The organism is Streptomyces sp. NPDC048521 (assembly GCF_043199855.1).
Classification (GTDB): domain Bacteria; phylum Actinomycetota; class Actinomycetes; order Streptomycetales; family Streptomycetaceae; genus Streptomyces.
The window spans coordinates 750,252-776,922 of the sequence record NZ_JBICWR010000001.1 but is presented as its reverse complement, the minus strand read 5'-3'; the positions used below and the strand labels follow the sequence as shown (position 1 = coordinate 776,922).

Genomic DNA, 26,671 nt, shown 5'->3' with positions numbered 1-26,671 from the left:
CTCATCCCTCCCGCGCCGCGGCGCACACCGCGCGCGTGATCCGTGCCACGTCCTCGTCCGAGGTGACGTACGGCGGCATCGTGTAGACCAGATCGCGGAACGGGCGCAGCCACACGCCCGCCCGCACGGCCGCCCGGGTCGCGGCGGCCATGTCGACCTCGTGGTCGAGCTGGACGACCCCGATGGCGCCCAGCACCCGGACGTCCCGCACCCCGGGCAGATCCGCGGCCGGTGCCAGCCCCTGGCGCAGTCCCGCCTCGATCCGCTTGACCTCCGACAGCCAGTCCTGACCCAGCAGCAGGTCGAGCGAGGCGCAGGCCACGGCCGCCGCCAGCGGGTTGCCCATGAACGTCGGGCCGTGCGCGAGCACCGGCACCGCGCCCCGCGAGATCCCGTCGGCGACCCGCGCGGTGCACAGCGTGGCGGCCATCGTCAGATAACCGCCGGTCAGCGCCTTGCCGACGCACATCACATCAGGCGTGACGGCCGCGTGGTCCGCCGCGAACAGCGCACCGGTGCGGCCGAAGCCGGTGGCGATCTCGTCGAACACCAGCAGCACGTCGTGCGCGTCGCACGCCTCACGCAGCACCCGCAGATAGCCGGGGGAGTGGAAGCGCATGCCGCCCGCGCCCTGCACCACCGGCTCCACGATCACCGCGGCCACCTCGTCCGCGTGCTCCGCGATCAACGCCCGCAGACGCTCCGCGTACGACTCCTCGAACTCCGTCGGCGGCGCGTCCGCGAAGACCTGGCGCGGAAGCACGCCGGTCCACAGCTCGTGCATCCCGCCCTCGGGGTCGCACACCGACATCGGGTTCCAGGTGTCGCCGTGGTAGCCGCCGCGCCAGGTCAGCAGCCGCTGCTTGCCCGGCCGGCCGAGTGAACGCCAGTACTGCAGGCACATCTTCACGGCGACCTCGACCGACACCGACCCGGAGTCGGCCAGGAAGACGTGCTCCAGCCCGTCGGGCGACATGTCGACAAGGAGCTTCGCGAGCCGTACGGCGGGCTCGTGCGTGAGCCCGCCGAACATCACGTGACTCATCCGGCCCAGCTGCGAGCGCACGGCCTCGTTGAGGACCGGGTGGTTGTAGCCGTGGATGGCCGACCACCATGACGACATCCCGTCGACCAGCTCGCCGGAGCCGTCCGCGAGCCGCAGCCGGACCCCGCTCGCCGACTCCACGACGAGCGGTTCGGCGCGTCCGGGCATCGGCCCGTAGGGATGCCAGACGTGCCGCCGGTCCAGCTCCAGCAGTTCGGTCACGCCCAGGTGGGGCAGGTCAGGCATTGGGCGCGACGTCCGTTCCGGCGCCCCGGCGGCGGACGGCGACGAGGTCGGTGCGCGGCTCCTGGGCGGCCGGCACGGTCGCCGTACCGCACGCGTCCCCGCCCTCGTGCGAGCCGCAGACGGAGCCGCAGCCACCCGCGGCCTCCGCCCGGTGCTCGGGCAGCGTCACCTGGTCGGCGCCCTCCACCTCGAACCCGGCGTCCGCGATCATCTCCAGGTCGGCCTTGCCGGCCTGGCCCTCGCTGGTCAGGTAGTCGCCGAGGAAGATGGAGTTGGCCAGGTGCAGCGCGAGCGGCTGCATCGTGCGCAGATGGACCTCGCGGCCGCCCGCGATGCGGACCTCCACGTCCGGGCAGACGAAGCGGACCATCGCGAGGATGCGCAGGCAGCGCTGGGGGGTGAGGTTCCACTCCTTGGCCAGCGGGGTGCCCTCGAACGGGATCAGGAAGTTCACCGGCACCGAGTCCGGGTCCAGTTCACGCAGCGAGAAGACGACGTCGACCAGGTCCTCGTCGCTCTCGCCCATGCCCGCGATCAGACCGGAGCAGGCGGACAGACCGGCCGCGTGCGCCTTCTGCACCGTGTCCACCCGATCGGCGTACGTGTGGGTGGTCGTGATGTCCCCGTACGTCCCCTCGGACGTGTTGAGGTTGTGGTTGTAGGCGTCCGCGCCGGCCTCGCGCAGCCGTTCGGCCTGACCGTCGGAGAGCAGACCGAGGCAGGCGCACACCTCGACGCCCTCGTTCTGCTCCTTGATCGCCTTGATGGTCTCCGAGACCCGGTCCACGTCCCGGTCCGTCGGGCCGCGCCCGCTGGCCACCAGGCAGACGCGCTTGGCGCCTCCCGCCAGACCGGCGGCGGCCGCCTCGGAGGCCTGGTCGGGCTTGAGCCAGGTGTACTTCAGGATGTCGGCCTTCGAGCCGAGCCGCTGTGAGCAGTAGGAGCAGTCCTCCGGGCACAGGCCGGACTTGAGGTTGACCAGATAGTTGAGTTTCACCCGGCGCCCGAACCAGTGCCGGCGTACCTTCCCGGCCGCGGCCACCACATCGAGCAGGTCGTCGTCGGAGGTGGCCAGAACGGCGAGTGCTTCCTCGCGGGTCGGCAGCTCGCGCCGAAGCCCCTTGTCCACCAGCGTGTTCAGCAGGTCCATGAGGTCCGATCCTGTCCTACGGGACGGCTCCGGGCCAAGGAGAGATCGGACAACGGAGCCGGTTCACCGTGTGGGTATTGCCACACCCTGGGTGGCTGGTCGTGCCGCTAGGGTCTGTCCGCTACCTACAAAAGCACCGGAGGACCCATGGCGTTCGGCTGGATCGACGAGCAGGCCGAGGCGCGCCGGCGCGCCGGACTCGTACGCACCCTGCGTCCGCGCCCCGCCGACTCGCCGCTGCTGGACCTGGCGAGCAACGACTACCTGGGCCTCGCCCACCACCCCGAGGTCACCGAAGGGGCGGCCCGGGCCGCCCGGACCTGGGGCGGCGGCTCCACCGGCTCCCGGCTGGTCACCGGCACCACCGAGCTGCACACCGAGCTGGAGCGCGAACTGGCCGCCTTCTGCGGCTTCGAGGCCGCCCTGGTCTTCTCCTCCGGTTACGCCGCCAACCTGGCGGCGGTCACCGCGCTCGGCCCGCACGGCTCCCTGATCGTCTCCGACGCGGGCAACCACGCCTCGCTCATCGACGGCTGCCGGCTCGCCCGGGGCGAGACGCAGGTCGTCGGGCACGCCGATCCGGAGGCCGTGCGCAAGGCCCTGGCCGCGCACGCGGGAGCCGCGATCGTCGTCTCCGACACGGTGTTCTCCGTCGACGGGGACCGGGCGCCGCTGGCCGCTCTGGCCGAGGCGTGCCGGGAGCACGGCGCGGGACTGGTCGTGGACGACGCCCACGGACTCGGCGTGCTGGGCGACGGCGGACGGGGCGCGCCGTACGCGGCCGGGCTCGCGGGCGCCGCCGACGTGGTCGCCACGGCCACCCTGTCCAAGTCGCTCGGCAGCCAGGGCGGGGTGGTGCTCGGCCCGGCCCGGGTGATCGACCATCTGGTCAACGCGGCCCGCACCTTCATCTTCGACACCGGCCTGGCTCCGGCGGCGGCCGGGGCCGCCTCGGCCGCGCTGCGGCTGCTCGTCCGCGAACCGCAACGGGCGGCACGGGCCCGCGAGGTGGCCGCGGAGCTGCACGCACGGCTGACCGCCGCGGGCCTGGAGGCGGTGCGTCCGGACGCCGCGGTGGTCTCCGTGCGGGCTCCGTCCCCGGAGCAGGCGGTGCGCTGGGCGGCCGACTGCCGTACGGCAGGGCTGGCCGTGGGCTGCTTCCGTCCTCCCTCCGTGCCCGACGGCATCTCACGGCTGAGGCTGACCGCCCGAGCGGACCTGAGCGGGGCCGAGATCGAACGCGCTGTACGTGTGATCGGCGAGACGCGACCGTGAGTCGGCGTGACACGGCCGTGCGTCGCCGTGAACGGGTGTGATCAGAGGGGGACGTGGTGGTTGCGGGTCACCGGAGCGCGGCCATGAACCCGGTCCAGCTCTCCGGGGTGAAGAGCAGCGCGGGTCCGGCCGGGTTCTTCGAGTCGCGCACGGCGAGCAGTCCGGCCGAGGGGCCGGAGCGCGGCCGGGCCGTCTCCACGCAGTTGTTGGCTCCCGTGCTGTAGCTGCTGCGCAGCCAGCGCACGTCGTGCAGGTCGGTACTGGCAGGGACGTTCCGAGGCAGTGCTGACATGGTGCCTCCTTACGCGCCGTCACCTATTCCGGCGATGTAGTCCAAGGAGTCCTCGGGGGAAAGGGCGTGCATCTGAAGGGTGTTGAAGGCCTCGGAGTAGGCCAACAGGTCTTCTTTCCGTTCCAGGTAGAGGCTACTCGTCAACTGGTCGAGAACAACTACGTCCAGATCAGAAGTGCTCGGAAATGAGAAGATAACGAAAGGCCCCGTGAGGCCGACATGCGCTCCCGCCCTGAACGGCAGAACCTGCAGCCGTACCTGGGGCAGCCGGGCGGCGTCCAGCAGCCGCTCCAGCTGCCGGGCCATCACCTCCGGACCGCCGACCTCGCGCCGCAGCACCGCCTCGTCGAGCACGGCGCACAGCTTCAGCGGCGGGTCCGAACGCAGCACGTCCTGCCGGGCCAGCCGCACCTCCACCAGCGCGTCCAGGCGTTCCTCGTCCAGGCCCTTCACGGCCGCCCGGGTCACCGCGCGGGCGTACTCGGCCGTCTGCAGCAGGCCGGGCACGACCGTGGTCTCCAGGGTGCGCATCGCGCTCGCCTGCGACTCCAGGCTGATGAAATCCCGGTACGTGGGCGGCAGCACCCCCCGGTAGGCGTGCCACCAGCGGTTCCGGCCGCCGGCGTCCTCGGACCCCGCCAGCATCAGCAGCAACTCGCGCAGGTGGCCGTCCCGCACCCCGTAGGCGTCCAGCAGCAACCGCAGATCCGCCGGTTTCACGCCGCTGGCGCCGGTCTCGATGCGGCTGACCTTCGACTGGTGCCAGCCGACCAGCCGGGCCGCCTCGCCGCTCGTGAGCGCAGCACCGGTACGCAGCACGCGCAGTTCGGCACCCAGTTTGCGACGGCGCACCGCCGGCCCGTTCTGCATGGGCTCCTCCTTACTCCTGAAGGGCCGCTCACATACGGTCTCGCGTCGCAGAGTTCACCGCTTCGAGCGACAGATATATGCACATCTCGGTGGATCGCTCCCCGTGACCGGCCCGGTGATGGCAGTCTGGCGACGAGCACCAGTCCGGGACCGTACTCGAACCATCCGCTCCATGTCGGACTGCGGTCCCGTGGGAAAGGGACGACCTCGCCATGGCAGACCATCTGGAAGCATCCGTCACTCTGCCGAGCGATCCCGCCTCGGTCTCCGCCGCCCGCACCTACGTCGTGGGAACCCTGGCGGAGTGGGGCCTGCCGTCGGACACCGACGTGGCCGACACCGTGCGGCTCATCGTCTCCGAACTCGCCACCAACGCCGTACAGCACACCTTCGGACAGTCACCCACCTTCACGGTCGACATCGCGCTGGACCGTGACGAGCACCTGCGCATCGGCGTCACGGACAGTCATCCCCGCTTCCCCAAGAGACTGCCCGCCGCCGTTCAGCAGGACAACGGGCGCGGCATGGTCATCATCCGCTGTCTCACCGCGGAGTGCGGCGGCAGACTCCGTATCCGCCCCACCCGTGAGGGCGGCAAGACGGTCTCCATCGAACTGCCCTGGACGATCCCGGCCGAGCCGGTCACGGCGGCGGGGCAGCAGGACCCCTAGGGCCTGTCTGACCACTCGCGTCGTTGCCCGAAGGGCGGCCGTGCGGCGTCAGGTGCGTGCTCTCGCCGTGCCGGCCCCAGGCCCTCGTACTGGACGTACTTGGGTCTGGGGGCGGTGCCGCGAGAGTGCGTGCATGGCGTCGCGCGGCAGACGGGAATGGTCAGACAGGCCCTGGCCCCGGGCACACCGTCCCGGTCCTCAGGTTCCCGTACTCCGACCCGCCCGGCCGAACGCCCCCCGCAGCAGGGCCCGGAAGGCATCCGCGGCCGGAGCGGTCTCGTCGGCGCGGTGGGCCACCGAGATCGTGCGGCGCAGGCGGCCCTCCGCCAAGGGACGCACGCCGACCGGTGTGGTCGCGGTGCGCGCCACCATCTCCGGTACGACGGCCACCCCGAGCCCGGCGCTGACGAGCGCGCACACCACGGCGTACCCGGGGGTGGGCACCAGCAGCGCCGGCGTGGCCCCGGCCTCGGCCAGCAGGGCCTCGATCTCCCGCCGGGCCGGGTGGTGCGGCGCCATGCTGATCAGCGGCTGCCCGGCCAGCTCCGCGAGCGGCAGCCGGGAGGAGGCGCTGCTCAGGGCGTGCCCCGGCGCGGTCACCAGGACCAGTTCCTCCACCAGGACCGGCTCCAGACGCACCGCGGACGGCACGGGAACGGGCTCGGCCGGGTGATAGGTGTGGGTCAGCGCCAGGTCCACCTCGCCGCCCGCCACCGCCGCGACCCCGGCCGGCGGATCGTAGTCCGCGACCGACAGCGTCACGTCCGGATGCGCCCGGCGGAACGCGCTCAGCACCGGCGGCAGCAGGTGCACCCCCGCCGTCGGGAAGGTGCCGAGCCGCAGTGCGCCGCCGGTGAGCCCGGTCAGCCGCGCGAGTTCGTGCCGGGCCTGCTCCAGTTCGTCGAGCACCCGGCGGGCCCGTGCCACCAGCACCTCGCCGGCCTCCGTCAGCCGGGCCCCGCGGTGGTGGCGCACCAGCAGTGCCGTGCCCGCCTCCCGCTCCAGCTTGGCCAGCTGCTGGGAGAGGGCGGGCGGCGTGTAGCCGAGCCGGTCGGCGGCCCGGGTGATCGAGCCGGCCTCCGCGACCGCCACGAGCGCGGCCAGCCGAGTGGGGTCGTACATGGTGCCAGCCTAAAGCAACGCTTAAGGCAGACCTCGCTCATTCGACATACCTGCTGAAGGCTCGGGGAAGGCAGTCTGGCGGCATGGACGGACAGCTCATCGCCTTCACCGGGATCGCCGCCGGACTGGTGGCCATGCCCGGCGCCGACTTCACCGTGGTCGTCCGCAACGCGCTCGTCTCCCGCCGCGCGGGCGCGGTCTGCGGGCTCGGCATCGCGGGCGGACTGCTGGTGCACACCACCCTGGCGGTGGCCGGGGTCGCGGCCGTGCTGGTCGCCGTACCGGCGCTGTTCCGGGCGCTGCAGCTGCTCGGCGGCGCCTATGTGCTGCAGCTCGGGGTGCGCACCCTGTGGGCGCTGCGGCGGCCCGACGGTCCGGCGCAGGAGGCCGCGGTCGAGGCGGCGCACCCGCTGCGGCAGGGCTTCGTCACCAACGTCCTCAATCCGAAGGCGTCGCTGACCTTCCTCAGCCTGCTGCCGCAGTTCGTGCCCGCGGGGAGCCCCGCCCTGCCCAGGACGCTGCTGCTCGCGCTGATCGTGTGCGCGCTGGCCCTCGTGTGGTTCCAGGCGGTGGCCCTGCTGGTGGACCGGCTCGGCCGGTGGCTGCGCCGACCCCGGGCCGCCCGTGGGCTCCAGGCGGGCACCGGGGTGGCGCTGACGGTGCTGGGAGCGGCCCTGCTGCTGGAGCCGCTCCTGCCCTGACCGCGGGTCAGCTGACCCGGCCGTACCAGACGCTCCTGGTCCAGATCTTCTGCAGCCTCACCACATCACCGGTCTTGGGGGCGTGCCAGATCTTGTTGTGGCCGGCGTAGATGCCGACGTGGTAGACGCTGGAACCCGAGTGGAAGAAGACCAGGTCGCCCGCCTTGCGGCTCCTGGCGGAGATGTGGTGCGTCTTGTTGTACTGCTGGGCGGCGGTGCGCGGCAGTTTCTTGCCCGCCTTCTTGAACGAGTAGAGCGTGAGCCCCGAGCAGTCGAACCTGCGCGGTCCGGTGGCGCCCCACGCGTACGGAGCGCCCTTCTTGGAGGCCGCGATCTGGAGTGCTTTCGTCGCCGTGGTCGCGGCCGAGGCATCGGTGGCGAGACCGGGTACCGCGATCGAGCCGCCCACGGCGGCGAGGGTGAGTGCCGAGGCCGTGCCGGCCCGGGCCATCAGCGACGGGACACGATTGAGCGCAGTCATGCGCAACCCTTCGTCAGCCGCCTGTGAAGGATGACCTGTCGGATTCGGGCTGGCGAAGTTGCCCGGCCGCGTTGCCGCGGCTTCACCCCAAGGGCTGCTCGGTACTTCCGGCCGTCTGCGACGTGCAGACGAACATCCGTTCCGGCGACCCGTCTTGCTTGGGTCCTCCACTCCTGCCGATCCACTCCTGTCGACCGGTCATCCGGGCGGCGGCAGGACTCGGCGTCCGCCCGGACCGCCCCGCCGCGGTGGCGGGGGCTTGTCGTCAGTCAGGGATCTTCACCCACAGCTGTCCGAAAATCCCAACGGAACCGGGGATTTGTGGCGTTACTCACCACTCACCCGTTCGGGTGGACAGTGCTGTGTTCGAGCCCCCGTCAGATCCCGGACGTAGCCCCGGACCTGCGGCGGAGTAGGTCCGGGTGAGCCTCGGACCTGTCGTGCGCGCAACTCGGGAGGCCCGGAAAACGATCTGGATATACACCGGTCGGCGGTACGTCGTTCGGGCCGTTTCAACTCCGGCCCGAACGACGCGTCGACACGCGGGCCCCGCCGGGCCGGACTTGCGTCCGGGTCAGCCGACGCCGTCGGGCGGGAGCGCGACGCGCGCAGTACGGCGCTCACCGTCCAGCACCCGCAAGGCGCGTGCCAGCGTGTCCCCGTGCAGCTCCGTCTCGCCCCGCTGATGCATCAGCGCGAGCGCGTCACGCAACTGAGCCGCCTTGCGCACCAGGGCCTGCGCCGCACGCAGACCGCGGTAGGTGTCCCCGTGCAGTGCCGGGTTGATGCGGCCCAGCAGGTCGGCCGCCTCCAGGTAACGGTCGATCAGCTCGCCCTCGGCGCGCGTCAGCGCCGGCAGCGGCGGCAGTTCCGGCAGCATCCCGGGCTCACCCCGCATCCGGTGCGCCGGGCGTGGTCCGGCGGCTGGGCACGACACCGTCCACCAGGCCGTAGGCGAGCGCCGCGGGCGCGTCCAGGACGAGGTCCCGCTCCAGATCCCGGTGCACCTGCTCCGCCGTGCGCCCCGTGTGCCGTACGAGCATCTTCTCGGTCAGCGAGCGGGTGCGGGCCAGCTCCTCGGCCTGGATCACCAGGTCGCCGGGCCGGCCGTGCACCGGTTCGGGCAGCGCGGGCTGCCGGAGCACCATGCGCGCGCCCGGCAGCGTGAACCGCTTGCCCGGGGTGCCCGCCGCGAGCAGCACCGCGGCGACGGACACGGCCTGTCCCAGGCAGTACGTGACCACGTCGCACCCGACGTACCGCATCGTGTCGTAGATCGCGGTCAGCGCGTCGAAGGAACCGCCCGGGGAGTTGATGTACAGCGTGATGTCCCGGTCGGGGGCGGCGTGTTCGAGGTACATGAACTGCGCCGTGACGTCACTCGCGGCGGCGTCGTCGACCGGCGTCCCGAGGAAGACGACCCGGTCCTCGAAGAGCTTTTCGTACGGATCCAGCGTGCGCGCCGCCGTCCCACCGCGCTCGGTGAACTCGGGCAGGACATGACGGGCGGACGGTCGGGACATGGGCATACCCCTCCTCATGGCGCGGCCTCTCAGGGCTCGACTTCTGTACAGAATGTACAGGACGTACCTGACGTTATGATGGGGGCATGGCTTATGAGATTCCGGTGACGCAAGCCAGGGCCGAACTCGCCGACCTGATCAACCGGGTGGTGTACGGCGGTGAGCGCGTCGTCGTGACGCGGCACGGCAAGCCGCTGGTCGCGCTGGTCTCGGCCGCCGATCTGGAGCGGCTCGACGCGCTCGACGAGTCGGCCGAGGAGCAGATCGTCAGCACGGTGTCGGGTGTTGGCGAGGCCGGTTCCGCCCCGCGGGAACAGCGGCGGTTCGGGATCGCGGCCGAACATCGCAGGCCCGGCGCGTCCTGAGCCGCGCCGCCGGTATGGGGGAGCCCATCGCACGGTCATGCCGGTACCAAGGTCTGGTTAACGTCGCTGAAACTCCGGCGCTCTAGCCTGCCGATCCACGCCACCAGGGGTTTTTCCGCCCAGGATCGACGACGATCCGGGGATTTGTCTGTGTGCTACACCTGTCCCCGTCGCGGTGGCTGCGGCAACCGGACCCCGCACGGTCCGGAGCAAGGACGGTGAGGTGGGACGTGCAACTGACCCCGCACGAGCAAGAGAGGCTGCTGATCCACGTGGCGGCCGACGTGGCCGAGAAGCGCAGGGCCCGCGGGCTCAGGCTCAACCACCCGGAAGCGGTCGCCCTCATCACGTCGCACATCCTCGAGGGCGCGCGTGACGGCCGCACCGTCGCCGAGCTGATGTCCTCCGGTCGCAAGCTCCTCACCAGGGACGACGTCATGGACGGGGTCCCGGAGATGATCCACGACGTCCAGGTGGAGGCCACCTTCCCGGACGGCACCAAGCTCGTCACCGTCCACGAGCCGATCATCTAGGGGGCCCGCCGATGATTCCCGGAGAGATCCTGTTCGCGGACGGCCCCGTCGTCGTCAACGAGGGCCGCGAGGTCACCCGCCTGACCGTCCTCAACGCCGCCGACCGGCCCGTCCAGGTCGGCTCCCACTACCACTTCGCCGAGGCCAACCCCGGCCTGGAGTTCGACCGGGCCGCCGCGCGCGGCAAGCGGCTGAACGTCGCCGCCGGCACCGCCGTCCGCTTCGAGCCCGGTGTCCCCGCCGAGGTCGAACTCGTGCCCCTGGCCGGCGCCCGGATCGTGCCCGGCCTGCGCGGGGAGACCGGAGGCGCCCTCGATGCCTGAGATCTCCCGCGGCGCCTACGCCGACCTGTTCGGCCCGACCACCGGCGACCGCATCCGGCTCGCCGACACCGATCTGCTGATCGAGATCGAGGAGGACCGCTCCGGCGGCCCCGGGGCCTGCGGGGACGAGGCGGTCTTCGGCGGCGGCAAGGTCATCCGCGAGTCCATGGGCCAGTCCCGGGCCACCCGCGCCGAAGGCACCCCCGACACCGTGATCACCGGTGTCGTCGTCGTCGACCACTGGGGCATCGTCAAGGCCGACGTCGGCATCCGCGACGGTCGGATCACCGCCCTCGGCAAGGCCGGCAATCCCGACACCATGAACGGCGTCCACCCCGACCTGGTCATCGGCCCGGAGACCGAGATCATCGCGGGCAACGGGCGGATCCTCACCGCCGGTGCGATCGACGCGCACGTCCACTTCATCTGCCCCCAGGTCGCCGACGAGGCGCTGGCCTCCGGGATCACCACCCTGGTCGGCGGCGGCACCGGCCCCGCCGAAGGGTCCAAGGCGACCACCGTGACGCCCGGACCCTGGCACCTGGCCCGGATGCTGGAGGCGATGGAGGCCTACCCGGTCAACGTCGGCTTCCTCGGCAAGGGCAACACCGTCTCGCACGAGGCGATGCTCTCCCAGATCCGCGGCGGCGCCGTCGGCCTGAAGCTGCACGAGGACTGGGGCTCCACCCCGGCCGTCATCGACGCCGCGCTCACCGTCGCCGACCGCACCGGCATCCAGGTCGCCATCCACACCGACACGCTGAACGAGGCCGGGTTCGTCGGGGACACCCTCGCCGCGATCGCGGGCCGGGGCATCCACTCGTACCACACCGAGGGCGCGGGCGGCGGGCACGCGCCGGACATCATGACCGTGGTCTCCCGGCCGAACGTGCTGCCCAGCTCCACCAACCCGACCCGGCCGTTCACCGTCAACACCGCCGAGGAACACCTCGACATGCTGATGGTCTGCCACCACCTCAACCCGGCGGTCCCGGAGGACCTCGCCTTCGCCGAGTCCCGCATCCGGCCGTCCACCATCGGCGCGGAGGACATCCTCCACGACCTCGGCGCGATCTCGATCATCTCCTCCGACTCCCAGGCCATGGGCCGCGTCGGCGAGGTCGTCCTGCGCACCTGGCAGACGGCCCATGTGATGAAGGGCCGCCGGGGGGCGCTGCCGGGTGACGGCCGGGCGGACAACCACCGGGTGCGGCGCTACGTCGCCAAGTACACGATCAACCCGGCGCTCGCCCAGGGCCTCGCCGCCGAGATCGGCTCCGTCGAGACCGGCAAGCTGGCCGACCTGGTGCTGTGGGAGCCCGCGTTCTTCGGCGTCAAGCCGCTCCTCGTGATCAAGGGCGGCCAGATCGCGTACGCGCAGATGGGTGACGCCAACGCCTCCATCCCCACCCCGCAGCCGATCCTGCCCCGCCCGATGTACGGCGCGATCGGCAGGGCCCCGGCCGCCAACTCCGTCAACTTCGTCGCCCCCCTGGCGATCGAGGACGGGCTGCCGGAGCGGCTGCGCCTCGGCAAGCGGTTCGTGGCGATCGAGTCGACGCGCGCGGTCAGCAAGGGCGACATGCGGGAGAACGACGCCCTGCCGGACGTCCGGATCGACCCCGACAGCTTCGCCGTGCACATCGACGGTGAGCTGGTTGAGGCGACCCCGGCGGCCGAACTGCCCATGGCCCAGCGCTACTTCCTGTTCTGACGGGGTCGTGATGTCACGGGCAGCACTTCTCGTCCTGGCCGACGGCCGCTTCCCCGCCGGAGGGCACGCGCACTCCGGCGGGGCGGAGGCCGCCGTCAAGGCGGGCCGCATCACGTCCGCCGCGAGCCTGGAGGACTTCTGCCGGGGGCGGGCGCACACCGCCGGGCTGGTCGCGGGGGCGCTGGCGGCCGCCGCCGTGCTCGGCGCGGAGCCGGTCGAGCTGGACGCGGCGGCCGACGCGCGCACGCCGTCGCCCGCGCTGCGCGCCGCCGCGCGCCGGCTCGGGCGCCAGCTGCTGCGGGCGGCACGGGCGAGCTGGCCGTCCGCCGAACTCGAAGCCCTGGCAGCGAAGTTCCCCAAGGGGGCCCACCAGCCCGTGGTGCTCGGGCTCGCCGCGCGGGCGGCCGGGCTGGGGCCCGCGGACGCGGCGTACTGCGCGGTCCACGAGAGCGTGAGCGGGCCCGCGACGGCCACCGTGCGCCTGCTGAGCCTCGACCCGTTCGAGGCGACCGGTGTGCTGGCCCGGCTGGCGCCGGAGCTGGATCGCGTCGCGGACGCGGCGGTGGAGGCGGCGCGGCGGGTGGCCGACGAGGGCGTCGATGCCCTGCCCGCGGCTTCCGGGCCCCTGCTGGAGATCGGCGCGGAGTGGCACGCGGCCTGGCCGGTACGACTCTTCGCTTCCTGACCCGGGGGCCGCGCCCCCACACCCCCGTCGGCCTGAACGGCCTCGTCCTCGAACGCCGAACGGGCCGACCGATGCCGGACCCGGCTGAAACGGAGCCGCCGTTATGCACCTCGACCACACCCACCCCGGCCTCGCCGCCATCGGCGCGGACGCCCACCGGCCCGACGGAACCCGGCGTGCCCTGCGCATCGGGCTCGGCGGGCCCGTCGGATCGGGCAAGACCGCCACCGTCGCCGCGCTCTGCCGGGCGCTGCGCGAGCAGTTGTCCCTCGCGGTCGTCACCAACGACATCTACACCCGTGAGGACGCCGAGTTCCTGCTCCGGGAGGCCGTGCTGCCGCCCGAGCGGATCGCCGCCGTGGAGACCGGCGCCTGCCCGCACACCGCGATCCGCGACGACATCTCGGCCAACCTCGAGGCCGTCGAGGACCTGGAGGACGCGGTGGGGCCGCTGGACCTGATCCTCGTCGAGTCCGGCGGCGACAACCTGACCGCGACCTTCTCCAAGGGGCTCGTGGACGCGCAGATCTTCGTGATCGACGTGGCCGGCGGCGACGACATCCCGCGCAAGGGCGGGCCCGGTGTCACCACCGCCGATCTGCTCGTCGTCAACAAGACCGACCTCGCCCCGTACGTCGGCTCCGACCTCGCCCGGATGGCCGCCGACGCCAAGGCACAGCGGGCCGAACTCCCGGTCGTGCTCCAGTCGCTGCGCAGTGACACCGGGGTCGCCGAGGTGGCCGCGTGGGTCCGTGGGCGGCTCGCCGCGTGGACGGCGTGACGGCCACCGGGGTCCGGGCGAGCGCGCGGATCGTCGCCCGTGCCGACGGCCGCGGCGGTACGGCGCTGCCGGTGCTGGACGGCGAGGGGCCGCTGGCGCTGCGCCGCACCCGGGCGCACGGCGCCGAGGCGAGGGTCATGGTCGTCGGCGCGATGAGCGGCCCGCTCGGCGGCGACCGCTTCTCGGTGGCCGCGCGGGTGGAGGAAGGCGCCCGGCTGCACGTCGGGTCGGCCGCCGCCACCATCGCACTGCCGGGCCAGGCCAAGGGCGAGGCCCGGTACGAGGTACGGCTCGACGTGGCCGACGGCGGCGAACTGCACTGGCTGCCCGAGCAGTTGATCTCGGCCGCCGGCAGTGACCTGCGCGTCACCACGCGGGCCGAACTCGGGGCCGGGGCGCGGCTCGTGCTGCGCGAGGAGCAGGTGCTCGGGCGGACCGGGGAGGAACCCGGGCGGCTCACCAGCCGGTTGACCGTACGGGTCGCCGGACGGGCCGTGCTGGACCAGGAGCTGGCCTGCGGCTCCGGTGCACCGGGCGGCTGGGACGGACCGGCCGGGCTCGCGGGGCACCGGGCGGTGGGCCAGATCGTGCTCGTGCGGCCGGAGTTCGCCGGGCATGCGGTCCGGGCACAGGCTCTGGGGGAGTGTGCCGCGCTGGTGCCGCTGGCCGGTCCGGCCGCCCTCGTCAGCGCGGTGGCCCCGGACGCGCTGCGGCTACGACGGCTCCTGGACGAGGCGCTGACGAGGCTCGGCTGAAACGCGCCCCGAAGGGCCCGGAGACCTCAACCACGGCGAAGCCGCGGGCAACGGACGGCCCGTCACGGCCCGACCCCGTGGTAGCGCTTCGCTCAGCGGGACATGATCGTCCGGTTATCGGATTGGTAAAGAAAAGGTGGTGCCCCCTGTTCTCAGGTGGTTCACAGCCGAGAGGATCCCCGCCTGACCACTCGCAGCGAGGAACGGGGAGGGGCCCCTTTGAGGGAGAACAGACCGAAGAGCCGCCTGCTGGCGCTCGGTTCGGCCGGAGCACTCGTCACCGCCACCCTGATCGCCGGCGCGATAGCGGCTCCCGCCGCCAGCGCCGACAGCCGGCACGGCCAGGACCGGGAGGCCAAAGGCGCCGAGACAGCCGCCGCCCGAGCCGCCAAGGCGGGCATCGACTGGCAGGACTGCCCGGCCGACTGGGGGCTGGAGAAGCCCATCCAGTGCGGCTGGGTCACCGTGCCGCTCGACTACGCCCACCCCTACGGCAAGCAGATCAAGCTCGCCGTGGACCGCATCGGCAACACCGGCACCAAGAAGGAGCGCCAGGGCGCCCTCATCTACAACCCCGGTGGCCCCGGCGGCTCCGGACTGCGCTTCCCGCGCCGGGTCACCACCAAGAACGCCGTCTGGGCGAACGTCGCCAAGGCCTACGACTTCGTCGGCTTCGACCCGCGTGGCGTCGGCCACTCCGCGCCCATCTCCTGTATCGACCCGCAGGAGTTCGTCAAGGCGCCCAAGGCCGACCCGGTGCCCGACACCGAGGCCGACAAGACCGCGCAGCGCAAGCTGGCCCGCGAGTACGCCGAGGGCTGCGCCGAGCGCAGCGGCGCGATGCTGCCGCACATGACCACACCGAACACCGCCCGCGACCTGGACGTCATCCGCGCCGCGCTGGGCGAGAAGAAGCTCAACTACCTCGGCGTCTCCTACGGCACCTACCTCGGCGCCGTCTACGGCACCCTCTTCCCGGGCCACCTGCGCCGCATGGTCGTGGACAGCGTGGTCAACCCGTCCCGCGAGAAGATCTGGTACCAGGCCAACCTGGACCAGGACATCGCCTTCGAGGGCCGCTGGAAGGACTGGGAGGACTGGGTCGCCGCGAACGACGCCGCCTTCCACCTCGGCACCACCCGTGCCGCCGTCCAGGACAAGTGGCTCCGGCTGCGCGCCACCGCCAAGAAGAACCCCGTCGGCGGGGTCGTCGGCCCGGCCGAGCTGATCTCCTTCTTCCAGAGCGCGCCGTACTACGACTCCTCGTGGGTGCCGGTCGCGTCGGTCTTCGCCAAGTACTACGCCGGTGACACCCAGGCGCTCGTCGACGCGGCCGCACCGGACCTGTCGGACACCGCGGGCAACATCGCCTCGGAGAACGGCAACGCGGTCTACACGGCCGTCGAGTGCACCGACGCCAAGTGGCCCACCAGCTGGCGGAAGTGGGACCGGGACAACACCCGGCTCAACAAGGACTACCCGTTCATGACCTGGGCCAACGCCTGGATGAACCTGCCGTGCGCCACCTGGCCCGCCAAGCAGCAGACCCCGGTCGAGGTCAGGACCCACCAGGGCCTGCCCAAGGTGCTGATCGTGCAGTCCACCCGGGACGCCGCCACCCCGTACGCGGGTGCCGTCGAACTGCACAAGCGTTTCAAGGGCTCCCGCCTGATCACCGAGAAGAACGCGGGCTCCCACGGCGTGACCAGCCTGGTCAACTCCTGCATCAACCAGCGCGTCGACGCCTACCTGCTCGACGGCGAGCTGGACGGCAAGGACGTGACCTGCGCGCCGCACGCCACGCCCCAGCCGTAACCCCTTCCCGTACGACGACGAGGGGCGGCCGGACTCCCCGGCCGCCCCTCGCTCATGTCCGCAGCCAGGCGTCCTCCGCCGCGTAGTCGAACAGGTCGCCGTAGGCCTGGACCATCTCCGGGTACGCGGCGCGCCAGTCCCGTCCGGCCAGCAGACGTTCGATCCACGCGACGGTCTCCGGCAGGGAGTCCGCGTACCCGACCACCGGGCGGTACCCCAGTTCGCGTTCCGCCGCCGACATGTCGACCACGACCGGGTACGGCACCGACCACGGCGTATCGCCCACCCCGGGCGCCGGGGGAGGGCCGTCGACCAGGACGGTCTCGTTCTCCACGCCCATCACGGCGTCGATCGCCGCGGCGATCCCGGCGACCGTGGGCGCGTCGGCGTCACAGGCGTTCAGGACCCGCGAGCCGGGCCGCGCCGCCGCCAGACGGATCAGCTCCGCGAGGTTGTGCACACTCGCCGGATGGAAACGGCTCTCGCCGCCGTACGCGAGGACGCGCCTGCCCCGGCCGTCCAGGTTCCGCTTGACGAAGTACAGCTCGCGAGGGCTGCGGCAGTACGGTCCGTGGATCGCGCCCGCCCGCAGCAGGGTGGCCGGCAACCGGTCGCCCGCCGCGAGGAGTTCACGCTCCAGCGCGGCCTTGCGGGTGCTGTACGTGGCCTCGCCGGGAGCCACCGTCGGCTGGGTCTCCGGCAGCGGTACCGGGTACTCCGGGAAACCGTCCGGCCGGTCCTGCGTGTCGAAGCCGCGGCCCTTGCCGTCCTCGTACACCGACACGCTGGAGACCACCACGGCCGATCCGATCCGGTCGGCGAGGGACGTCAGCTGCCGGGCGTGGGCGATCCCGTGGGCGACGATGTCGACCAGGACGTCACAGCCGTCGCCGACCACCTCCGCCAGCGCCCGCCCGTCCTCCCGGTCGAGCCGCACCGCCCGCACCCGCGCGGGCCAGCTCTCGTCCCGGCCTCCACCGTGCGAGGCGGCCGTCACCTCCCAGCCGTCCCGCGCCAGCGCGTTCACCGCCGGCCGCCCGATCTGCCCGGTCGCCCCGATCACCACAGCTCGCTTCATGCCGCGACCGTACGGCCGCGGGGACGCTTCTGCCACGGCGTTCTGCCGACGGCAGACGTGGTCAACCGAGCGGCGCCCGTGGGAACCTGCGCCCCTTGTCGCCCTTCTCCGTCGTCTGCCGCTCCTTGACGACGGCCGCGTACTCGTCGACGTACTCCTGCTCGGACAGCGTCAGGATCGCGTACATGATCTCGTCGGTGACGGCCCGCAGGACCGCCTTCTCGTTCTCCATCCCGGCATAGCGGGAGAAGTCGAGCGCCTTGCCGAAGCGGATGGTGACCGGGTGGATCCGCGGGATCACCCTGCCGGGCGGCTGCGCCTCGAACGTGCCGATCATCGCGCAGGGCACGACCGGGACGCCCGCCTTCAGCGCCATCACCGCGACACCGACCTTGCCCTTGTACAGCCGACCGTCGTGCGAGCGGGTGCCCTCCGGATAGACGCCGAGCAGCTCGCCCCTGGCCAGCACCCCGAGTCCCTCGCGGATCGCGGCCTGCCCCGCCTCCTTGCCGGAACGGTCCACCGGGATCTGCCCGGCGCTGCGGAAGAAGAACGCGGTGAGCCGTCCCTTGACACCCGGTCCGGTGAAGTACTCCGCTTTGGCGAGGAAGGTGATGCGACGTCTGAGCATCGCCGGCATCAGGAAGTGGTCGGAGAAGGACAGGTGATTGCCGGCGACGATCGCCGGACCCTCCGCCGGGACGTTCGCCAGGCCTTCGATCCGGGGCCGGAAGACCAGTCTGAGCAGGGGCCCCAGCAGCACGTACTTGAGCAGGTAGTAGAACACGGCTCGCTCCTCACGTCACCCAGCTCCCCCTCGGGACTGGCGTTTCCCCAGGCCAGGAAAAGGGCCACGGGAATGGGCCGATGTGCACCCGTGGTCATCTGTAGCCATGTTCAGCCAGTCTCATGCTGACGCTTCGCCGAGTCTATTGACGGTCGGTCAGCCATGGGGGGGGCGCCGGAGAGTCGTCGACGGTGGGGACGGGAGGGTCTGGTGCCGGTACGCCGCGGTCGACCGACTTCCGGTGGGGGGCCATGCGCCTGCGCACCGGGGCGTACACGGCCGCGGCCCGGGGGCCACCTCGAGGGCAGACAGCGGGCTGACGTCCACGGAGGTCGAGTGGTACGCACGTGGCGGAAACCCGAGCCTGCCGAGCCCGTCCGAGCCCGGCCCCGGCTCGTCGGCCGGCAGAGGCGGGGCGCCTACCGCTTGGGCGCGGGTTGCTCTCCCGAGCCTCGGACGATCAGGCGGGTCGGGACGGTGACGGTGCGGGCCCGGGAGCGGTCGCCGTCGAGGCGGGCCAGGGCGGTGGCGGCGGCAGCGCGGCCGATCTCCTCGGGATCCTGGGCCACGACGGTCAGGGCCGGTTCCAGCGCCTCGGCGAGCGACACGTCGTCGAAGGCGACGAGGGCCACGTCCTTGCGCTTGCTGCGGGCGAGCTCGGCGACGATCCCCAGCGCCATGATGTTGTTGCCGGCGAACAGGGCTGTAGGGGGATCGGCCAGGTCGAGCAGCTTCGAGGCCGCGGCCTCGGCCCCCTGCTGGTCGTGCGCGCCGGCGACGAGCGAACGGTCGTAGGGGAGGTCCGCCTCCCGCAGGGCTTCGCGGTATCCGGCGAAACGTTCGCGGCGGGTGTAGAGCCTGGTGGGCAGGTCGCCGACGAAGCCGATGCGCCGGTGCCCGTGGGCGATGAGGTGGGCGACGCCGTGGTGGGCGCCTGCTCGGTTGGAGCTGACAATGCTGTCCGTGGCCAGGCCGATACCGGGTCGGTCGAGAAAGACCACGGGCAGCCCCGCCGTGCGGTGAGGCTTGAGATGGGAGTGGTCGGCACCGACGGACGGCACCACGATCAGGATGCTCACACGCCGGGCGAGGAACTTGTCCGTCAGCGCGCGTTCCCGGTGGGCGTCGTCCGCGGAGGAGCCCATGAGCAGGGTCAGGCCCCGGTCGCGGACCGTGTCCTCGATGGCGCGGGCCACGGCTCCGAAGAAGGGGTTGCCCAGGTCGGGGATGACCAGGCCGACGGTGGTGTCCGGGCCGCCGACGCGGATGTTGCGTGCCATGAGGTTCGGCTGGAAGCCGAGCTTGGCCACTGCGGCGAGCACCTGCTCCCTGGTGTCCGCCGAGACGGGTCCGTCCTCGTTGAGGACGCGGGAGACCGTCTTGGCGCTGACGCCCACTTCTCGGGCGACGTCGGCCAGGGTGGGGCGGCGGTTCGCTGCCATGGGGCAAACATCTCCTGTGCTCGTCGGTTCCGGCCGCGGCCTCGGCCGGAAAGCGCGAGAGCTGGGTTGTGCTGTCAGGTGGCCCGGACTCCGGCAGCCTTCGCGGCACCCGAATCCGCGACGACAGTACCTCCGGCATCGTCCAGAGTGAGCGCGCCGGTCATGATGGCGACGACCTCCGCCATGGAGTAGTCCGACGGCTTGATCAGTGCGGCCCGCCGACCCAGCCGGTGGACGTGGATCCGGTCGGCGATCTCGAAGACGTGCGGCATGTTGTGGCTGATCAGGACGACCGGCATGCCCTTGTCGCGGACGCGGCGGATGAGGTCCAGCACCTGACCGGACTCCTTGACTCCGAGGGCGGCGGTGGGTTCGTCCATGACGACGACACTGCGTGCCCAGGCGACGGAGCGGGCCACCGCCACGGCCTGCCGCTGCCCGCCGGACAGGGTCTCCACCGCCTGCGACAGCGAACGCAGCCCGATCTTCAGGTCGGCCATGTGCTCGGCGGCCTCCTGACGCATGCGCTTCTTGTCGAGCATGCGGAAGACCTGGCCGAGGACGCCCGGGCGGCGCAGCTCGCGCCCGAGGAACATGTTCGAGGCGATGTCCATGGAGGCTGCCACGGCGAGGTCCTGGTACACCGTCTCGATCCCATGGGCGCGTGCGCTCTGCGGGCCGGAGAAGGTGATGGGCTCTCCGTTCAGGCGTATCTCGCCCGCGTCCGGCACCAGAGCCCCGGTGAGGGCCTTGATCAGGCTGGTCTTGCCGGCTCCGTTGTCGCCGATGACGGCGAGCACCTCGCCGGGCAGCAGGTCGAAGTCGGCGCCGTCGATGGCGGTGACGTGGCCGTAGCGCTTGACCAGACCGCGGGCCTGCAGGACAGGGGTGGGGGAAGTGGTGGCGGTCATCGGGCCTTCTTCCGGGAGATCTGGTCGACGGTCACTGCGAGGATCACCAGCACGCCGGTGATCAGCGTCTGGTAGATGGAGGCGACGCCCATCAGCTGCAGGCCGTTGCGGAAGACGCCGACGATGAGGACACCGATGAAGGTGCCCAGGACCGATCCGCGTCCGCCGAAGAGGCTGGTGCCGCCGAGGACCACGGCGGTGATGCTGTCGAGGTTCTCGGTCTGGCCCGCCTGCGGGTCGCCGACTCCGGTGCGGGAGATGAGCAGCAGGGCCGCGATGCCGTACAGCAGGCCGGCCACCGTGTAGATGCCGATGGTCAGGCGGGATGTGCGGATGCCGTTGAGCCGCGCCGCCTCCTGGCTGTTGCCCAGGGCGTAGACGTGCCGGCCCCAGCCGGTGCCGCTCAGCGCGTACGCGAGGAGGAGGAACAGGGCGATGGTGACGAGGGAGCCGTAGGTGATGTCGGTGTGGCCGAGCGGGAAGGTCTGCCCCAGGGCCGTCAGTGGCCCGGGCAGGCTGGTGACGGTCTGCTCCTTGGAGTAGATGTGGGTCAGCGCGAAGGCCACATTGAGCATGCCGAGGGTGACGATGAACGGCGGCAGCGGGATCTTCTGCACCAGCAGCCCGTTGAGCAGGCCGAAGCCGCCGCAGACCGCCAGGCCCAGCGCGATGGCCAGGAGCGGGGGCAGGGTTCCCTCGGCCGCCGCCCTGGCCATCATGATGCTGCCGAAGGCCATCACGGCACCGCACGACAGGTCGATGCCCGCGGTGAGGATGATCAGGGTCTGACCGATGGCGAGGGTGCCGACGACCATGACCTGCTGCACGATCAGCGAGAAGTTGCCGCCCGTGAGGAACTGGTCGGTCGAGAGCGAGAAGAAGGCACAGGCCAGGAGAAGGGCGACCAGTGGGCCGGTGGTCGGCGCCGTGAGCAGTCTGCGGGCCGTGGTCGGCGCTTTGAGCTCGGCGTACGGCGTTGTGGTCGTGGCTGTCATACGGGGTCCTTGTCGGAAGGCGGATGTCCTTGTCCGTCCTCGTGGCAGAGGCGAAGGACAAGGAGACGAGGGGGCGGTCCTTCCTGGTCGGGGAGGAGGGGCCGGCCGCCCCGCTGAGGGGGAGAGGCGGGATCGTGCGGTCCTGCGGGGCGGCTCAGCCCCAGCAGTTCTGCAGGCCGAACGCGGTGTCCTTGGAGGTGACTCCGGCCTGCGCCTTGTCGGTGACCAGGTTGACGCCCGTGTCGGTGTAACCGGACGCCTTCTTGCCGTTCTTGGCGTACGTCACCACGGCCTTGACGCCCTCGACGGCCATCTTCAGCGGGTACTGCTGTGAAGTGGCGGCGATCTTCCCGTCCTTGACCGCCTGGGTTCCGGTGCAGCCGCCGTCGACCGAGACGATCAGGACGTCCTTCTCCCGGCCCTTGGCCTTCAGCGCGGTGTAGGCGCCCAGGGCGGCCGGTTCGTTGATCGTGTAGACGAGGTTGATGTCGGGGTCCTTCTGGAGGCAGTTCTCCATCGCCGTCTGGCCCTTGGCCTGGTCGCCGCCGGTGTCCTGGGCGCAGGCGATGTCCTTGTCGGTGGCGCCGAAGCCCTTCAGGAACCCGTTGTGCCGCTGCACGCCCACGGAGACGCCCGGCGCGAGGTCGAGGGTGGCCATCTTCGCCGTCCTGCCCTTCATGGCGGCCTTCGCGTACTCGCCGATCAGCTCGCCGGCATGGAGGTTGTCGGTGGCGAAGAGGGCGTCGACCGCGCTCTGCGGTTCGGTCGGGGTGTCCAGGGCGATGACCAGGACGCCCTTGGCGCGGGCCTTCTGGACCGCGGGCACGATCGCCTTGGAGTCGCTCGGGGTGATGAGGATGCCCTTCACCCCGGCGGCCACCATGTTCTCGATGGCGGTGACCTGACCGGCGTTGTCACCGTCGAACTTGCCCGCGGCGGTCATCAGTTGGACGCCGTCCGCCTTGGCGGCCTTCTCCGCGCCCTCCTTCATCTTCACGAAGAACGGGTTGGTGTCCGTCTTGGTGATCAGACCGACCTTGACGTCGCCCGAGCCGGAGCTCGAGGAGCCGGATCCGGAGCCGGACCCGCAGGCCGTCAGGGTGAGGGCCGCGACGCCTGTGACCGCGGCGGCTCTGAGCAGGGAGGAGGACAGACGAGTGGTGCGAGGCATGATCGACTCCTGTGGGATAGCGAGCGGCACGGGGTTGGGTCCAGGGCATGTCGCCCTGTGGTGTCAGTGTCATCGTTGACTTATGTCATCGTTGACACTGCCTGGCGAGGATGATGGACTCCGGATCCCGGCAACGTCAATGACTTCCACTCGTCACAGATCGGCAACGCCCGTGACCGCCGGCCGGCCTCTTCGCCGAGAACGGCTCGGTGAAGCTGCGGCAGGCCCGCGTCCGGCACCCGAACTCCTGCCGCGACCGACCCCGACCACGGAGGACACACCGTGAACACGACACTGCTCGCCGAGTTCACCGCCCGCGAGGGGCGGGAGGACGAGGTCGCCCGCCTGATCCTGGACTACGCCGAGAAGGTGCGCGAGGAGGACGGCAACCTCGCCTTCGACGTCTACACCAAGGCGTCCCACCCGCGCGCTTATCGGATCTTCGAGGTGTACCGGGACGAGGACGCCTTCCAGGCGCACCTGAAGGCCCCGTACGGCGGCCCGTTCAATGCCGCACTGGCCCCGCTGATCGAGGAGGACGCCTCGGTGCTCACCTTCCTGGATCCCGTGAGCTGACGTCCCTGCTTCTGCGACCTGACATCGGCCGGGCCCGCTTTCGTCGGCCCGGCCCGGCACCGGTGTGCGCCCGCCACGATCCCGCCGGCGACCGCTGTGCCGGGCCCGGCGTGCCCGGACGGCGAGCCCCGGAGCGTCGGCGGCGACCGCCCCCGTACGATGTCCCCGATGTCCAGCACCCGACCGCACGCCCCGCGCCCGCCCCGGCGGCGGCACCGCGCGCTGCTCGTGCTGACGGTGCTGGCCGGGCTGCTGGGCATGCACGCCCTGGCACCCGGCGGGGGCATGGGACACCCGGAGCACACCCGCACCGCGCACGCGGCCGTCGCCGTCAGCGTGCACGACGACTGTCCCGGCGGTGACGGCCACTGCGGTGGCCACGCCCTGCACCACGCCGACCCCACCTGCGCGTCGGGCGCGGTGAACGGCGGCCCGCAGCCGCCCGCGCTGCTCCCGGACCCCGTCGCCGCACCCGTACCGGCGCACCTCGCACGCTCCCGTACGGCCACGGCACCGGAAGGCGCCCGCGCCCCGCCCTCCCTGGCCGAACTCCAACTCCTGCGGATCTAGAGGCCGCCACGGCCCCGGACAGTCCTTCCTTTCGGCGGAGCGTCCGCGGCCGTGCTCACGCGTGCCCGAAGACATCCGCGACCAGCAGGAGTTCCAGCATGACCACCCGTACCCTGACGCGCCGTGCCGCCCTCGTCGCGGCCGCCGCGAGCGCCTCCCTCGTCCTGTCCGCCTGCGGGGGCGACAAGGCCGACCACGGCAGCCACGCGCCCTCGCATCCGAGCGCGTCCGCCACCGCCACGGCCACCGCCCACAACGCCCAGGACGTCGCCTTCGCGCAGGGCATGGTCCCGCATCACCAGCAGGCCCTGGAGATGGCGCGGCTCGCCGCCGACCGGGCCTCCTCGGCCCGGGTGCAGGATCTCGCCGCCCGCATCGAGAAGGCACAGGGCCCCGAGATCCGCACCATGACCGGCTGGCTCGAGGCCTGGGGCGAGCAGCTCCCCATGTCCGGCATGGACCACTCGGGCCACGCCGGCATGTCCGGGATGATGAGCGACGGTGACATGGCGGCCCTGAAGAAGGCCACCGGCAAGGAATTCGACACACGGTTCCTGTCCCTGATGGTCGAACACCACCAGGGCGCCGTCGAGATGGCCGGCACGGAGCGGGACAAGGGCGCCTACGGGCCCGCCAAGCGCATGGCGGGCGACATCGTCACCGCGCAGAACGCCGAGATCAAGGAGATGAAGCAGCTCCTCGGCACGAGCTGACGAACGCGGGCGGGGGCCGGCGCCCACGGCACCGGCCCCCGCCCGTGGAACCCTCAGGCCAGCACCTTCTCCAGTGCGGTCAGCGCGGAGCGCAGTTCCTCCGCCGTGACGGTCAGCGGGGGCGCCAGCCGGATCGTGGAGCCATGGGTGTCCTTGACCAGGACGCCCTCCCGCATGAGGCGCTCGCTGACCTCGCGGCCGGTGCCGATCGCCGGGTCGACGTCGACGCCGGCCCACAGCCCGCGGGCGCGGAAGCCGAGCACACCCTTGCCGACCAGCTCGGTCAGTCCGTCCCGCAGGATCACGCCCAGCTCGGCGGCCCGGCGCTGGAACTCCCCGGTCTCCAGCAGTTCGACCACGGCCGTGCCCACCGCGGCGGCGAGCGGGTTGCCGCCGAACGTCGAGCCGTGCTCGCCCGGGTGCAGCACGCCGAGCACCTCACGCCGGGCCACCACCGCCGAGACCGGCACGATGCCGCCGCCGAGCGCTTTGCCGAGCAGCAGCACGTCCGGGACGACGTCCTCGTGCTCCACGGCGAGGGTACGGCCGGTGCGGCCGAGGCCCGACTGGATCTCGTCGGCGATGAAGAGGCAGCCCTTGCGCGTGGTCAGCTCGCGCACCCCGGCGAGGTAGCCGTCGTCCGGGATGATCACACCCGCCTCGCCCTGGACGGGCTCGATCAGCACCGCGGCCGTCGTGTCGTCGACCGCGGCCTCCAGCGCGGCCAGGTCGTTGTACGGCACGATCCTGAAGCCGGGCGTGAACGGGCCGAACCCCGCCCGGGCCGTCTCGTCGGTGGAGAAGCTGACGATGGTCGTCGTCCGGCCGTGGAAGTTCTCCGCGGCGACGACGATCGTCGCCCGGTCGGCCGGCACGCCCTTGACGTCGTACGCCCATTTGCGGGCCACCTTGATGCCGCTCTCCACCGCCTCCGCGCCGGTGTTCATCGGCAGCACCATGTCCAGCCCGGTCAGCTCCGCGAGCCGCTCGGCGAACTCGGCGAGCCGGTCGTTGTGGAAGGCGCGGGAGGTGAGCGTCAGCAGATCCAGCTGGCGGTGCGCGGCCTCGATCAGCGCCGGGTGCCGGTGGCCGAAGTTGAGCGCCGAGTACCCGGCGAGCATGTCGAGGTAGCGGTTGCCCTCGACGTCCTCCACCCACGTGCCCTCGGCCCGGGCCACCACCACGGGCAGCGGGTGGTAGTTGTGCGCGAGTACGGGCTCCTCCGCACGGATCAGGTCGGCGGACGTACGCGTGCGCGCGGGTGCGGTCATCAGCGGATCTCCTGGGTGCAGCACTTGATGCCACCGCCGGCCTTGTGGAACTCGGACAGGTCGACGGGGACGGGGACGTAGCCGTGGTCGGCGAGGCGTTCGGCGAGGGCCTCGGCGCGGGGCGCGATGAAGACGTTGCGGCCGTCGGACACGGAGTTCAGGCCGAACGCCATCGCGTCCTCCCGGGTGGCGAGCACCGCGTCGGGGTACAGCCGCCGCAGCACCTCCCGGCTGCCCGCCGAGAACGCCTCCGGGTAGTAGCAGAGGTTGTCGTCGTCCAGCACGAACAGCGCCGTGTCCAGGTGGTAGAAGTACGGGTCCACCAGGGTCAGGCCGATCACCGGGTGGCCGAGGAACTCCTGCGCCTCCCGGTGCGCCTCGCGGGTGGTGCGGAACCCGGTGCCGGCGAGCACGTACCGGCCCGTCCACACCAGGTCGCCCTCGCCCTCGGACACCGACTCGGGGCGGTACACGTCGTAGCCCGCCGCCTTGAACCAGGTGTCGTAGTGCAGGGACTCCGGGCGCCGCTCCGGCGCGTGGAAGAGCGAGCCAAAGACCCGGCCGCCGACCACGAACGCCGCGTTCGCGGAGAAGACCATGTCCGGCAGGCCGGGGACCGGCTCGACCGACTCGACGGTGTGACCGTGCGAGCGGTAGGCGCGGATCAGCGCCTGCCACTGCTCCTGGGCGAGATCCACGTCCACGGGTCGGTCGGGATGCATCCAGGGGTTGATCGCGTACTGCACCGCGAAATGTCTGGGTTCACAGACGAGGAAGCGCCGAGGGCGCGGCACACGGCTTTCGGACACA

30 protein-coding genes and 1 riboswitch are annotated in these 26,671 nt (G+C 71.8%); of the genes, 14 read left to right on the top strand and 16 right to left on the bottom strand.

Translation table 11 applies throughout. The features are described 5' to 3' along the window. Window position 1: 1 nt before the first annotated feature. Window positions 2-1,291 (bottom strand): adenosylmethionine--8-amino-7-oxononanoate transaminase, encoded by a 1,290-nt coding sequence (locus tag ACGFRF_RS03805; protein WP_393736873.1) that lies wholly within the window; start codon window positions 1,289-1,291, stop codon window positions 2-4. Beyond that, window positions 1,284-2,441: a biotin synthase BioB gene (gene bioB, locus ACGFRF_RS03800; RefSeq protein ID WP_393736871.1), complete on the bottom strand. Its 1,158-nt coding sequence runs from the start codon at window positions 2,439-2,441 to the stop codon at window positions 1,284-1,286. Before bioB ends, ACGFRF_RS03805 begins: the two co-directional genes overlap by 8 nt. 147 nt (window positions 2,442-2,588) lie before the next feature. Here bioB and ACGFRF_RS03795 point away from each other — a divergent pair, with 147 nt between their 5' ends. Further along, window positions 2,589-3,716, top strand: coding sequence for an 8-amino-7-oxononanoate synthase (locus tag ACGFRF_RS03795; protein ID WP_393736869.1), 1,128 nt, complete (start codon window positions 2,589-2,591; stop codon window positions 3,714-3,716). 67 nt (window positions 3,717-3,783) lie between these two features. Here ACGFRF_RS03795 and ACGFRF_RS03790 read toward each other — a convergent pair whose 3' ends face one another. Together ACGFRF_RS03790 and ACGFRF_RS03785 are read right to left on the bottom strand one after the other, a co-directional pair. Continuing rightward, the gene (locus ACGFRF_RS03790) at window positions 3,784-4,008 is read right to left on the bottom strand and encodes a DUF397 domain-containing protein (RefSeq protein ID WP_393736867.1); all 225 of its coding nucleotides are present in this window, start codon (window positions 4,006-4,008) and stop codon (window positions 3,784-3,786) included. A gap of 9 nt (window positions 4,009-4,017) precedes the next feature. Further along, the gene (locus tag ACGFRF_RS03785; RefSeq protein WP_393736865.1) at window positions 4,018-4,878 is read right to left on the bottom strand and encodes a helix-turn-helix domain-containing protein; all 861 of its coding nucleotides are present in this window, start codon (window positions 4,876-4,878) and stop codon (window positions 4,018-4,020) included. A gap of 212 nt (window positions 4,879-5,090) precedes the next feature. On the opposite strand from ACGFRF_RS03785, the gene ACGFRF_RS03780 reads away from it, so the two are divergent. Next, window positions 5,091-5,549 carry an ATP-binding protein gene (locus tag ACGFRF_RS03780; protein WP_393736863.1) on the top strand — a complete coding sequence of 153 codons (459 nt, stop codon included), beginning with the start codon at window positions 5,091-5,093 and terminating at the stop codon, window positions 5,547-5,549. A 198-nt stretch (window positions 5,550-5,747) separates the two neighbouring features. On the opposite strand, the gene ACGFRF_RS03775 is transcribed toward ACGFRF_RS03780, so the two are convergent. Further along, window positions 5,748-6,671 (bottom strand): LysR family transcriptional regulator, encoded by a 924-nt coding sequence (locus tag ACGFRF_RS03775; RefSeq protein WP_393736861.1) that lies wholly within the window; start codon window positions 6,669-6,671, stop codon window positions 5,748-5,750. 83 nt (window positions 6,672-6,754) lie between these two features. Between ACGFRF_RS03775 and ACGFRF_RS03770 the strand changes: the two genes are divergently transcribed. Next, window positions 6,755-7,372 (top strand): LysE family translocator, encoded by a 618-nt coding sequence (locus ACGFRF_RS03770; protein WP_393736859.1) that lies wholly within the window; start codon window positions 6,755-6,757, stop codon window positions 7,370-7,372. Between the two features lie 7 nt (window positions 7,373-7,379). Here the strand turns inward: ACGFRF_RS03770 and ACGFRF_RS03765 are convergent, their stop codons facing one another. The 3 genes from ACGFRF_RS03765 to ACGFRF_RS03755 all read right to left on the bottom strand — a co-directional run bounded on the left by ACGFRF_RS03765 (window position 7,380) and on the right by ACGFRF_RS03755 (window position 9,376). Beyond that, window positions 7,380-7,853: a C40 family peptidase gene (locus ACGFRF_RS03765; RefSeq protein ID WP_393736857.1), complete on the bottom strand. Its 474-nt coding sequence runs from the start codon at window positions 7,851-7,853 to the stop codon at window positions 7,380-7,382. Window positions 7,854-7,856: 3 nt separating this feature from the next. Further along, window positions 7,857-8,078: riboswitch (cyclic di-AMP (ydaO/yuaA leader) on the bottom strand. 349 nt (window positions 8,079-8,427) lie between these two features. Next, window positions 8,428-8,733: a hypothetical protein gene (locus ACGFRF_RS03760; RefSeq protein WP_393736855.1), complete on the bottom strand. Its 306-nt coding sequence runs from the start codon at window positions 8,731-8,733 to the stop codon at window positions 8,428-8,430. A 7-nt stretch (window positions 8,734-8,740) separates the two neighbouring features. Further along, window positions 8,741-9,376: an ATP-dependent Clp protease proteolytic subunit gene (locus ACGFRF_RS03755; protein ID WP_393736853.1), complete on the bottom strand. Its 636-nt coding sequence runs from the start codon at window positions 9,374-9,376 to the stop codon at window positions 8,741-8,743. An 86-nt stretch (window positions 9,377-9,462) separates the two neighbouring features. Between ACGFRF_RS03755 and ACGFRF_RS03750 the strand changes: the two genes are divergently transcribed. The 8 genes from ACGFRF_RS03750 to ACGFRF_RS03715 all read left to right on the top strand — a co-directional run bounded on the left by ACGFRF_RS03750 (window position 9,463) and on the right by ACGFRF_RS03715 (window position 16,347). Further along, a complete protein-coding gene (locus ACGFRF_RS03750; RefSeq protein WP_393736851.1) occupies window positions 9,463-9,741 on the top strand; it encodes a type II toxin-antitoxin system Phd/YefM family antitoxin in 279 nt (92 codons plus the stop codon). 230 nt (window positions 9,742-9,971) lie between these two features. Continuing rightward, window positions 9,972-10,274: an urease subunit gamma gene (locus ACGFRF_RS03745; protein ID WP_093479411.1), complete on the top strand. Its 303-nt coding sequence runs from the start codon at window positions 9,972-9,974 to the stop codon at window positions 10,272-10,274. A gap of 11 nt (window positions 10,275-10,285) precedes the next feature. Further along, a complete protein-coding gene (locus ACGFRF_RS03740; protein WP_393736849.1) occupies window positions 10,286-10,597 on the top strand; it encodes an urease subunit beta in 312 nt (103 codons plus the stop codon). Further along, a complete protein-coding gene (locus ACGFRF_RS03735) occupies window positions 10,590-12,311 on the top strand; it encodes an urease subunit alpha (protein WP_393736847.1) in 1,722 nt (573 codons plus the stop codon). The genes ACGFRF_RS03740 and ACGFRF_RS03735 overlap by 8 nt, the downstream gene beginning before the upstream one ends. 10 nt (window positions 12,312-12,321) lie before the next feature. Then, the gene (locus ACGFRF_RS03730; RefSeq protein WP_393736845.1) at window positions 12,322-12,996 is read left to right on the top strand and encodes an urease accessory protein UreF; all 675 of its coding nucleotides are present in this window, start codon (window positions 12,322-12,324) and stop codon (window positions 12,994-12,996) included. Window positions 12,997-13,099: 103 nt separating this feature from the next. Next, entirely contained in the window at window positions 13,100-13,777 is a 678-nt protein-coding gene (gene ureG, locus ACGFRF_RS03725; protein ID WP_393736843.1) for an urease accessory protein UreG, read from the top strand. Continuing rightward, window positions 13,765-14,532: an urease accessory protein UreD gene (locus tag ACGFRF_RS03720; protein ID WP_393736841.1), complete on the top strand. Its 768-nt coding sequence runs from the start codon at window positions 13,765-13,767 to the stop codon at window positions 14,530-14,532. The genes ureG and ACGFRF_RS03720 overlap by 13 nt, the downstream gene beginning before the upstream one ends. A gap of 219 nt (window positions 14,533-14,751) precedes the next feature. After that, on the top strand, window positions 14,752-16,347 hold the full coding sequence (locus tag ACGFRF_RS03715) for an alpha/beta hydrolase (protein ID WP_393736839.1): 1,596 nt from the start codon (window positions 14,752-14,754) through the stop codon (window positions 16,345-16,347). Between the two features lie 52 nt (window positions 16,348-16,399). Here the strand turns inward: ACGFRF_RS03715 and ACGFRF_RS03710 are convergent, their stop codons facing one another. From ACGFRF_RS03710 to ACGFRF_RS03685, 6 genes are all read right to left on the bottom strand, one after another. Further along, entirely contained in the window at window positions 16,400-17,425 is a 1,026-nt protein-coding gene (locus ACGFRF_RS03710) for an NAD-dependent epimerase/dehydratase family protein (protein WP_393736837.1), read from the bottom strand. Window positions 17,426-17,486: 61 nt separating this feature from the next. Beyond that, entirely contained in the window at window positions 17,487-18,212 is a 726-nt protein-coding gene (locus ACGFRF_RS03705; RefSeq protein ID WP_393736835.1) for a lysophospholipid acyltransferase family protein, read from the bottom strand. A 419-nt stretch (window positions 18,213-18,631) separates the two neighbouring features. Continuing rightward, window positions 18,632-19,654, bottom strand: a complete 1,023-nt coding sequence (locus tag ACGFRF_RS03700) for a LacI family DNA-binding transcriptional regulator (protein ID WP_393736833.1) — start codon at window positions 19,652-19,654, stop codon at window positions 18,632-18,634. 74 nt (window positions 19,655-19,728) lie between these two features. Then, window positions 19,729-20,565, bottom strand: coding sequence for an ATP-binding cassette domain-containing protein (locus ACGFRF_RS03695; RefSeq protein ID WP_393736831.1), 837 nt, complete (start codon window positions 20,563-20,565; stop codon window positions 19,729-19,731). Further along, window positions 20,562-21,560 (bottom strand): ABC transporter permease, encoded by a 999-nt coding sequence (locus ACGFRF_RS03690; RefSeq protein WP_393736829.1) that lies wholly within the window; start codon window positions 21,558-21,560, stop codon window positions 20,562-20,564. The genes ACGFRF_RS03695 and ACGFRF_RS03690 overlap by 4 nt, the downstream gene beginning before the upstream one ends. Before the next feature lie 154 nt (window positions 21,561-21,714). Further along, window positions 21,715-22,731: a sugar ABC transporter substrate-binding protein gene (locus tag ACGFRF_RS03685; protein ID WP_393736827.1), complete on the bottom strand. Its 1,017-nt coding sequence runs from the start codon at window positions 22,729-22,731 to the stop codon at window positions 21,715-21,717. A 282-nt stretch (window positions 22,732-23,013) separates the two neighbouring features. On the opposite strand from ACGFRF_RS03685, the gene ACGFRF_RS03680 reads away from it, so the two are divergent. The 3 genes from ACGFRF_RS03680 to ACGFRF_RS03670 all read left to right on the top strand — a co-directional run bounded on the left by ACGFRF_RS03680 (window position 23,014) and on the right by ACGFRF_RS03670 (window position 24,590). After that, window positions 23,014-23,307, top strand: coding sequence for a putative quinol monooxygenase (locus ACGFRF_RS03680; RefSeq protein WP_393736825.1), 294 nt, complete (start codon window positions 23,014-23,016; stop codon window positions 23,305-23,307). A gap of 168 nt (window positions 23,308-23,475) precedes the next feature. Then, window positions 23,476-23,877, top strand: a complete 402-nt coding sequence (locus ACGFRF_RS03675) for a DUF6153 family protein (protein WP_393736823.1) — start codon at window positions 23,476-23,478, stop codon at window positions 23,875-23,877. Window positions 23,878-23,975: 98 nt separating this feature from the next. Beyond that, window positions 23,976-24,590, top strand: coding sequence for a DUF305 domain-containing protein (locus tag ACGFRF_RS03670; protein WP_393736821.1), 615 nt, complete (start codon window positions 23,976-23,978; stop codon window positions 24,588-24,590). 53 nt (window positions 24,591-24,643) lie between these two features. Here the strand turns inward: ACGFRF_RS03670 and rocD are convergent, their stop codons facing one another. Continuing rightward, a complete protein-coding gene (gene rocD, locus ACGFRF_RS03665; RefSeq protein ID WP_393736819.1) occupies window positions 24,644-25,861 on the bottom strand; it encodes an ornithine--oxo-acid transaminase in 1,218 nt (405 codons plus the stop codon). Further along, window positions 25,861-26,670, bottom strand: a complete 810-nt coding sequence (gene ddaH, locus ACGFRF_RS03660) for a dimethylargininase (RefSeq protein WP_393736817.1) — start codon at window positions 26,668-26,670, stop codon at window positions 25,861-25,863. The genes rocD and ddaH overlap by 1 nt, the downstream gene beginning before the upstream one ends. Window position 26,671 lies beyond the last annotated feature (1 nt).

Coding starts and splice junctions, on each gene's coding strand:
- ACGFRF_RS03795 (WP_393736869.1), top strand. CDS start 2,589: ATGGCGTTCGGCTGGATCGACGAGCAGGCCGAGGCGCGCCGGCGCGCC.
- rocD (WP_393736819.1), bottom strand. CDS start 25,861: ATGACCGCACCCGCGCGCACGCGTACGTCCGCCGACCTGATCCGTGCG.
- ACGFRF_RS03805 (WP_393736873.1), bottom strand. CDS start 1,291: ATGCCTGACCTGCCCCACCTGGGCGTGACCGAACTGCTGGAGCTGGAC.
- ACGFRF_RS03760 (WP_393736855.1), bottom strand. CDS start 8,733: ATGCTGCCGGAACTGCCGCCGCTGCCGGCGCTGACGCGCGCCGAGGGC.
- ACGFRF_RS03735 (WP_393736847.1), top strand. CDS start 10,590: ATGCCTGAGATCTCCCGCGGCGCCTACGCCGACCTGTTCGGCCCGACC.
- ACGFRF_RS03790 (WP_393736867.1), bottom strand. CDS start 4,008: ATGTCAGCACTGCCTCGGAACGTCCCTGCCAGTACCGACCTGCACGAC.
- ACGFRF_RS03740 (WP_393736849.1), top strand. CDS start 10,286: ATGATTCCCGGAGAGATCCTGTTCGCGGACGGCCCCGTCGTCGTCAAC.
- ACGFRF_RS03675 (WP_393736823.1), top strand. CDS start 23,476: ATGTCCAGCACCCGACCGCACGCCCCGCGCCCGCCCCGGCGGCGGCAC.
- ACGFRF_RS03730 (WP_393736845.1), top strand. CDS start 12,322: ATGTCACGGGCAGCACTTCTCGTCCTGGCCGACGGCCGCTTCCCCGCC.
- ACGFRF_RS03765 (WP_393736857.1), bottom strand. CDS start 7,853: ATGACTGCGCTCAATCGTGTCCCGTCGCTGATGGCCCGGGCCGGCACG.
- ACGFRF_RS03710 (WP_393736837.1), bottom strand. CDS start 17,425: ATGAAGCGAGCTGTGGTGATCGGGGCGACCGGGCAGATCGGGCGGCCG.
- ACGFRF_RS03770 (WP_393736859.1), top strand. CDS start 6,755: ATGGACGGACAGCTCATCGCCTTCACCGGGATCGCCGCCGGACTGGTG.
- ACGFRF_RS03670 (WP_393736821.1), top strand. CDS start 23,976: ATGACCACCCGTACCCTGACGCGCCGTGCCGCCCTCGTCGCGGCCGCC.
- ACGFRF_RS03700 (WP_393736833.1), bottom strand. CDS start 19,654: ATGGCAGCGAACCGCCGCCCCACCCTGGCCGACGTCGCCCGAGAAGTG.
- ACGFRF_RS03690 (WP_393736829.1), bottom strand. CDS start 21,560: ATGACAGCCACGACCACAACGCCGTACGCCGAGCTCAAAGCGCCGACC.
- ureG (WP_393736843.1), top strand. CDS start 13,100: ATGCACCTCGACCACACCCACCCCGGCCTCGCCGCCATCGGCGCGGAC.
- ACGFRF_RS03685 (WP_393736827.1), bottom strand. CDS start 22,731: ATGCCTCGCACCACTCGTCTGTCCTCCTCCCTGCTCAGAGCCGCCGCG.
- ACGFRF_RS03785 (WP_393736865.1), bottom strand. CDS start 4,878: ATGCAGAACGGGCCGGCGGTGCGCCGTCGCAAACTGGGTGCCGAACTG.
- ACGFRF_RS03695 (WP_393736831.1), bottom strand. CDS start 20,565: ATGACCGCCACCACTTCCCCCACCCCTGTCCTGCAGGCCCGCGGTCTG.
- ACGFRF_RS03780 (WP_393736863.1), top strand. CDS start 5,091: ATGGCAGACCATCTGGAAGCATCCGTCACTCTGCCGAGCGATCCCGCC.
- ACGFRF_RS03775 (WP_393736861.1), bottom strand. CDS start 6,671: ATGTACGACCCCACTCGGCTGGCCGCGCTCGTGGCGGTCGCGGAGGCC.
- ACGFRF_RS03755 (WP_393736853.1), bottom strand. CDS start 9,376: ATGTCCCGACCGTCCGCCCGTCATGTCCTGCCCGAGTTCACCGAGCGC.
- ACGFRF_RS03750 (WP_393736851.1), top strand. CDS start 9,463: ATGGCTTATGAGATTCCGGTGACGCAAGCCAGGGCCGAACTCGCCGAC.
- bioB (WP_393736871.1), bottom strand. CDS start 2,441: ATGGACCTGCTGAACACGCTGGTGGACAAGGGGCTTCGGCGCGAGCTG.